This window comes from Aestuariivirga litoralis, from assembly GCF_015714715.1.
GTDB classification, from domain to species: Bacteria; Pseudomonadota; Alphaproteobacteria; order Rhizobiales; family Aestuariivirgaceae; genus Aestuariivirga; species Aestuariivirga litoralis_A.
In genome coordinates, this window is the sequence record NZ_WAHS01000001.1 from 1,983,004 (window position 1) to 1,990,000 (window position 6,997).

The window sequence follows — 6,997 nt, forward strand, 5'->3', positions numbered from 1 at the left end:
AAGGTAAGGCCCAATGCCAAGGGGTTTTCGCGGGGGGCGGGAAAGTGCCGTCATCTGCCTGCCGGCGCCTTTTCCCATGCCTTGGGGCGCTGGGGCTAAAGCGGAATTGCGCCCGGTTGACACCTCACCGTAAGCTGCTAGAAACCCCGCCCGTGAGCATGTTCCGCACCACACGCACCAAATCCGCAGCTGCCTCCAAGGCGGCTTGCACCTGCTCGCCCACCACCAAAACCAAAAAAACAATCTGAGCCCCTCCCCCGGTCATCACACCCCACGGGGGTGAGGCCCAAGGTTCAAGCCCGGTGGCAGGCCAAACGGCCTTGGGGCGGGAAAACAAAAGGTTTGAAATTCCATGGGTTATAAAATTGCTGTTGTCGGTGCCACGGGCAATGTAGGCCGCGAGATGCTCGCCATCCTGCATGAGCGTGAATTTCCGGTCGATGAGATCCACGCCATCGCCTCGCGCCGTTCGCTGGGCCAGGAAGTGTCCTTCGGCGACAAGATACTGAAGTGCAAGGACCTGGAGCAGTTTGACTTCTCCAAGGTTGATATTGTGCTGATGTCGGCCGGCTCGGAAGTGTCCAAGGTCTGGTCGCCGAAGATCGGCGCGCTGGGCGTGCTGGTGATCGATAATTCGTCGTTCTGGCGTTATGACCAGAACGTGCCGCTGATCGTGCCGGAAGTGAACGCGCATGTGCTCGATGAGTACATGAAGCGCAACAATAAGATGAACATCATCGCCAATCCGAACTGCTCGACAGCGCAGCTCGTGGTGGCGCTGAAGCCGCTGCATGACGTGGCCAAGATCAAGCGCGTGGTGGTTTCTACCTATCAATCCGTGTCGGGTGCCGGCAAGGAAGGCATGGATGAACTGTGGACCCAGACCAAGGGCATCTTCGTGACGGATCATCCGACGCCGAAGAAGTTCCCCAAGCAGATCGCCTTCAACGTGATCCCGCATATCGATGTGTTCATGGATGACGGCTACACCAAGGAAGAATGGAAGATGGTGGTCGAGACCAAGAAGATCCTCGACCCGAAGATCAAGCTGACCGCTACTTGCGTGCGTGTGCCGGTTTTCGTGGGCCATTCGGAATCGGTGAATATCGAGTTTGAATCCGAGATGACCGCCGATCAGGCGCGCGACATCCTGCGCGAAGCACCTGGCTGCATGGTGATCGACAAGCGCGAAGACGGCGGTTACATCACGCCGGTTGAAAGTGCTGGCGAATACGCCACCTTCATCAGCCGCATCCGCGAAGATGCGACGGTGGAGAATGGCCTTGCCCTCTGGGTTGTCTCCGACAATCTGCGCAAGGGTGCAGCTCTGAACGCCACGCAGATCGCAGAATCAATCATCAATCGCGGGCTGTTAAAGAAGGCCGCCTGATCACCGCGTTTCAAAATTTGGCCGCCGGAGTGAAAGTTTCGGCGGCTTTTTGTCTGGTGTTGAACCAAAGCTGCGATTGCAACGTTTAGGTCCTATGAACAAACAAGATTGGATTGCACTGCTGGGTTTTGTTTTCATGTGCCTCGCAGTGGGTGGCATTTCCGGATATTTCACTGCGGCAGGCGTGGGCGAATGGTTCGACGGATTGCGCAAGCCGTTTTTCAACCCGCCTAAATGGGTGTTCGGGCCAGTCTGGACGCTGCTCTACTTGATGATGGGCGTTGCTGCATTCCTCGTATGGCGGCAGGTGGGTTTCTGGCACTTGGCCATCGGGCTGTTCTTCGTGCAGCTCGCGTTGAACTTCGCCTGGTCGTTTATTTTCTTTTCGGCGCACCGCATTGGCGTGGCTTTAACCGACATCATCCTTTTGTGGCTGGCAATTGTCGCTACTATCTTCGTGTTTGCGCCCCTCAGCGCGGCAGCGGCGTGGCTGTTGGCGCCCTATCTGCTGTGGGTCACTTTTGCCAGCCTGTTGAATGCCAGCATCTGGCGGCTGAACCCGGCGCAATAAAAACGCTGGAACGGAGACCGTTCCAGCGTGTCAAATTCTGAAATGTGATTAGACGCCTTTGAGCAGGCAGCCGCCGGCCAGAATGACAAAGGCAATGGTCATCACCCAAAACGACGGTACGGGGATCATTGCCAGCACGCCGAAGAACATCAGCAGGGCCAGGATGGCCACGACCAATGCAATGATGAAGACGATTTGGGTTGGTGCGCTTAATTTCATTTTTGTTCCCTCTTGATTCGCGAAACCGAGATTAACACGGCTTTCTCAGCCCAACAGTCGATTGGGAACATTCGATCTACCGCTGCGGGGTGTAAAGTTATCCACAACTTATGAATACATATCAACAGAATTACAATCTTAAGAAACTTTGGATTTATTCAAAACTGGCAAAAGCGGGCCGATCCTGGAGGCGTATCAACTCAATGATACCTAACAAGAGGTCCTAAAATGAAGAAGCTCTCGCTCAATATCGCCAAGTCTGACGTCCGCAAGGCCGGCATTGTTAACGTGTCGCTGCAGTATCGCAACAGCTAAGCTGTTCCTGGGTCGGCAGTCCGGACTGCCGGCCCACTCCTGCCCCCTGGAGTCCCTCCCATGCGCGTGAAATCTGCCGCAACGCTTGTTACCTTTCCGCAAGGCGAAGAGGCCAAGATCTACAATTACCTCAGCAAAGATGTGATTACCTGCGATGCGGCTGCCGTGAACTGGCTGCTGGCCATCCAGGATTGGTCGACGATCGACGAAATCGCAGCGCGCAACATCGAGTTCGACGCGGAGTCGATCGCCGGGGAAATCGAGCAGCTAGTAGCTTGCGGGATTTTTCTGGAAGAGAGCTCAGCGGCCGCCAGGCGCGAAGCTGAATACACCGCCACTTGGGAATTCGGCCCAACGGCCGGCATTTTCCATTTTGGCATCATGGACAATGAATTCGAGAATGTGGAATTCGGCGTGGCGCGCCAAAAGGAGCGCGCCAAGACCAACCCTTCGCCCAAACTGATCTGGCGCGATGACCAGCCCGATGTGAAATTGCCCCTCACGTCAAACGAGGGCGTGTTCTCGGTGATGGCCCAGCGCCGCTCGCGCCGCAATGTCACGGAGCAGGCGATCAGTTTGCGCGAACTTGGTGACTGTCTTTATGCAGGGCTTGGCATCACCGGCTTCATTCAAACAGAAACCGCCGTGCTGCCCTTGAAGATGACGCCTTCGGGCGGTGCACGCAATCCTTATGAAGCCTATGTTTGGGCGCAGAATGTGGATGGCCTGGCGCGCGGCATCTATCACTATTCCGCCGCTGATCACGCCCTCACCCGCGTGAATGAGGTACCGAATTTTCCGGCGCAGGATCTGGTGCAGGCGCAGGACTGGGCTGACCCGATGCCGGCGATCATTCTGCTGGTGGCGGTGCTGGAGCGCACAGCGTGGAAATATATTGAGCCCAATGCCTACCGCGTGGTTCTGATTGAAGGCGGGCACATCGCGCAGAACATGATGCTGGCTGCCACCCAGAATGAACTCACTTGCTGCCCCACTGCCGCGTTGGCGCATGGGCGTATCGCTGACCTTCTGAAATTGACGGCGCTCACGCATACGCCGGTCTATGCGCTCACTATCGGCCATCCCGGACCTTGCCTTGATACTGTTTATTCGGTGGCGGAAGGTGTGGCGCTGAGCGGGATTTCCAACATCGAGAGAGGCGGCAATATCTCGCGCAACAATTTGCGGTGAATGCCCTCGGCATATTCCCCGTAATTGGCAACCGAGATCACAAAACTGCCCGGCCCGCCGATTACATTGTTGCGGTAATATTCTTCCAGATTGGGTTCGTCATTCACGATGGCGAGGCCGTTGACCAGCACGCCAGCTGCGGCGCGCAAAGCTTGTGCCTGGGGCAGTTTGAAATGCGGCTCGCGCAGCTCCCAGCTTTCATGGCCATCGCCTGAAACGTCGATCACCTGGCGGCTGGCTTTAAAGGCCGCGTGCCTCAGCAATGCGATGCCATAGCTCATGGCAATGCCAATGCCTGTGCCTCCGCCTTCGCGCGGCAAATCGGTGTTGGCCAATTTAGCAAAATCCTCGGCGTCCTGCTTGCTCGCGATCACATGCCAGCCGGTATCGTATTTCTTCTCGTCCGGATCGCCCCATGTCATCAGATTGATGGCGATTTTTCCGTGAGGTCCGGAAAGCGCAGCTGCGATCACGTCCGGTGACCTGAAAGCCGCTGCAATGCCATCCATCTGCAAGGCATATTCACCACCGTCGACGCTGCCGGATGTATCGACAGCGAGAACCAGTGCCAGATCCACGGCCGTATCAGCCGCAGGCGCGGCAGTGCTGGAGAGGATCGTGGCCAGCACGAGTGAAGCTAAGATGGGAAAGTGCATCGCGCCCAAGCTTATGCCGTTGCCCGGCGCCTTGGAAAGCACGGTGTCGTGATGGGCATCAAAACACAAAACCCGCCGTTGCATTTCTGCAGCGGCGGGCTTCGTATTTGAGATCTGAATGAAGTTTTGTTTCTGTCTTTTGCAGGCCTCGCAGCGACCTACTCTTCCACGTCTTAAGACGAAGTACCATTGGCGCTGGGGTGATTTACGGCCGAGTTCGGGATGGGATCGGGTATGGACGCCCCGCCAAAGCCACGAGGCCGGCGAAAGACAGAAGTGGAGCACAAATTATCGAGTTTTTCCTGATTGGTGCGCTTGTCACACCATTCCCGATGAACAGGAATAATGAGAATGAACAAGCCGTTCGAACTATTAGTACCAGTAAGCTGCAAGCATTGCTGCTCTTCCACACCTGGCCTATCAACGAGGTCGTCTTCCTCGGTTCTCAAGGGAATTCTTGTTTTGAGGTGGGTTTCCCGCTTAGATGCCTTCAGCGGTTATCCCGTCCACACATAGCTACCCTGCACTGCGACTGGCGTCACAACAGGTCCACCGGAGGTGTGTTCAACCCGGTCCTCTCGTACTAAGGTCAAATCCTCTCAAAATTCCTACAATCACGGCAGATAGGGACCAAACTGTCTCACGACGTTTTGAACCCAGCTCACGTACCACTTTAATCGGCGAACAGCCGAACCCTTGGGACCTTCTCCAGCCCCAGGATGTGATGAGCCGACATCGAGGTGCCAAACGATTCCGTCGATATGGACTCTTGGGAATCATCAGCCTGTTATCCCCGGCGTACCTTTTATCCGTTGAGCGATGGCCCTCCTCACGTGGGACCACCGGATCACTATGACCGTCTTTCGACTCTGCTCGACTTGTCAGTCTCGCAGTCAGGCAAGCTTATGCCATTGCACTCAAGGGCTGATTTCCGACCAGCCTGAGCTTACCATTGCGCGCCTCCGTTACTCTTTGGGAGGCGACCGCCCCAGTCAAACTACCCACCATACACTGTCCCGGATCTCGATTCAGAAACCGCGGTTAGACATCCATGTCAACAAGGCTGGTATTTCACATTTCGGCTCCATCGCGGCTAGCGCCACGACTTCAATGCCTACCAGCTATGCTACACATGCCAGCACGAATGCCAGTGTAAAGCTATAGTAAAGGTGCACGGGGTCTTTCCGTCTGACCGCAATAACCCCGCATCTTCACGGGGAGTTCAATTTCACTGAGTCTATGCTGGAGACAGTGGGGAAGTCGTTACGCCATTCGTGCAGGTCGGAACTTACCCGACAAGGAATTTCGCTACCTTAGGACCGTTATAGTTACGGCCGCCGTTTACCGGGGCTTCGATTCAAAGCTTGCACCTCTCCTCTTAACCTTCCGGCACCGGGCAGGCGTCAGGCCCTATACGTCATCTTATGGATTTCGCAGAGCCCTGTGTTTTTGCTAAACAGTCGCTACCCCCTGGCTTGTGCCCCCCGCCTCTGCTTGCGCAGAAACGGGGCCCTCTTATCCCGAAGTTACGAGGGCAATTTGCCGAGTTCCTTCAGCATAGTTCTCTCAAGCGCCTTGGTATACTCTACCTGACCACCTGTGTCGGTTTCGGGTACGGATTATGTGGGGGCTATTTCCTGGAACCGCTTGGCTGCACCCTCAATCCAATAAGAGGATACAACTTCTACGATCCGTCACTCACCCACTAGCCCAGGAATATTAACCTGGTTGCCATCGACTACGCCTTTCGGCCTCATCTTAGGATCCGGCTCACCCTGCTCAGATTAACTTTAAGCAGGAACCCTTGGTCTTTCGGCGACAGTGTCTCTCACACTGTTTATCGTTACTCATGTCAGCATTCGCACTTCCGATACCTCCAGCTGCCCTCACGGGTCAACCTTCACAGGCCTACGGAACGTTCCGCTACCGCGTCACCCTTGCGGATGACACTCCGAGCTTCGGTACACATCTTAACTCCCGATACATTTTCGGCGCAGAAACCCTTATTTAGACCAGTGAGCTGTTACGCTTTCTTTAAAGGATGGCTGCTTCTAAGCCAACCTCCTGGTTGTTTTGGGATCTCCACATCCTTCCTGACTTAGATGTGATTTGGGGACCTTAGCTGCGGATCAGGGTTGTTTCCCTCTTCACAATGGACGTTAGCACCCACTGTGTGACTGCCGTACAGTACTTCCAGGTATTCGGAGTTTGGTTGGGTTTGGTAATACTACACGTACCCCTAGCCCATCCAGTGCTCTACCCCCCGGAGTATTCATACGACGCGATACCTAAATATCTTTCGCGGAAAACCAGCTATCTCCAGCCTTGATTAGCCTTTCACCCCTAGCCACAAGTCATCACAAACCTTTTCCACGGTTACGTGTTCGGTCCTCCAGTGCATGTTACTGCACCTTCAACCTGCTCATGGCTAGATCGACTGGTTTCGGGTCTATATCGACATACTGAATCGCCCTATTCAGACTCGCTTTCGCTGCGCCTCCGCCTATCGGCTTAAGCTTGCATGTCAATCATAAGTCGCTGACCCATAATACAAAAGGTACGTAGTCAGCCTTGCGGCCTCCTACTGTTTGTAAGCATTCGGTTTCAGGTTCTATTTCACTCCCCTAGTCGGGGTGCTTTTCACCTTTCCCTCAC

General features: G+C 55.0%; 5 protein-coding genes and 2 rRNA genes (1 of these 7 cut by a window edge). 3 read left to right on the forward strand and 4 right to left on the reverse strand.

The features are described 5' to 3' along the window. Positions 1-352: 352 nt before the first annotated feature. Both F8B91_RS10045 and F8B91_RS10050 read left to right on the forward strand, forming a co-directional pair. Positions 353-1,390 (forward strand): aspartate-semialdehyde dehydrogenase, encoded by a 1,038-nt coding sequence (locus F8B91_RS10045; protein ID WP_196503563.1) that lies wholly within the window; start codon positions 353-355, stop codon positions 1,388-1,390. 94 nt (positions 1,391-1,484) lie between these two features. After that, positions 1,485-1,961, forward strand: coding sequence for a TspO/MBR family protein (locus F8B91_RS10050; RefSeq protein WP_196503564.1), 477 nt, complete (start codon positions 1,485-1,487; stop codon positions 1,959-1,961). 48 nt (positions 1,962-2,009) lie between these two features. Here the strand turns inward: F8B91_RS10050 and F8B91_RS10055 are convergent, their stop codons facing one another. Then, on the reverse strand, positions 2,010-2,180 hold the full coding sequence (locus F8B91_RS10055) for a hypothetical protein (protein WP_196503565.1): 171 nt from the start codon (positions 2,178-2,180) through the stop codon (positions 2,010-2,012). A 375-nt stretch (positions 2,181-2,555) separates the two neighbouring features. Here F8B91_RS10055 and F8B91_RS10060 point away from each other — a divergent pair, with 375 nt between their 5' ends. Continuing rightward, positions 2,556-3,686, forward strand: coding sequence for a SagB/ThcOx family dehydrogenase (locus F8B91_RS10060; RefSeq protein WP_196503566.1), 1,131 nt, complete (start codon positions 2,556-2,558; stop codon positions 3,684-3,686). Here the strand turns inward: F8B91_RS10060 and F8B91_RS10065 are convergent. The 3 genes from F8B91_RS10065 to F8B91_RS10075 all read right to left on the reverse strand — a co-directional run. Continuing rightward, positions 3,602-4,426 (reverse strand): DUF1194 domain-containing protein, encoded by an 825-nt coding sequence (locus F8B91_RS10065; RefSeq protein ID WP_196503567.1) that lies wholly within the window; start codon positions 4,424-4,426, stop codon positions 3,602-3,604. The two genes, F8B91_RS10060 and F8B91_RS10065, sit on opposite strands and share 85 nt — an antisense overlap. Positions 4,427-4,487: 61 nt before the next feature. Further along, positions 4,488-4,602 (reverse strand): 5S ribosomal RNA (gene rrf / locus F8B91_RS10070). 91 nt (positions 4,603-4,693) lie between these two features. Beyond that, positions 4,694-6,997 (reverse strand): 23S ribosomal RNA (locus F8B91_RS10075) (it continues 446 nt past the right edge of the window).

Excerpts from the sequence above, each read along its gene's own strand:
- F8B91_RS10045 (WP_196503563.1), top strand. The coding sequence starts at position 353 with ATGGGTTATAAAATTGCTGTTGTCGGTGCCACGGGCAATGTAGGCCGC.
- F8B91_RS10050 (WP_196503564.1), top strand. The coding sequence starts at position 1,485 with ATGAACAAACAAGATTGGATTGCACTGCTGGGTTTTGTTTTCATGTGC.
- F8B91_RS10055 (WP_196503565.1), bottom strand. The coding sequence starts at position 2,180 with ATGAAATTAAGCGCACCAACCCAAATCGTCTTCATCATTGCATTGGTC.
- F8B91_RS10060 (WP_196503566.1), top strand. The coding sequence starts at position 2,556 with ATGCGCGTGAAATCTGCCGCAACGCTTGTTACCTTTCCGCAAGGCGAA.
- F8B91_RS10065 (WP_196503567.1), bottom strand. The coding sequence starts at position 4,426 with ATGCAACGGCGGGTTTTGTGTTTTGATGCCCATCACGACACCGTGCTT.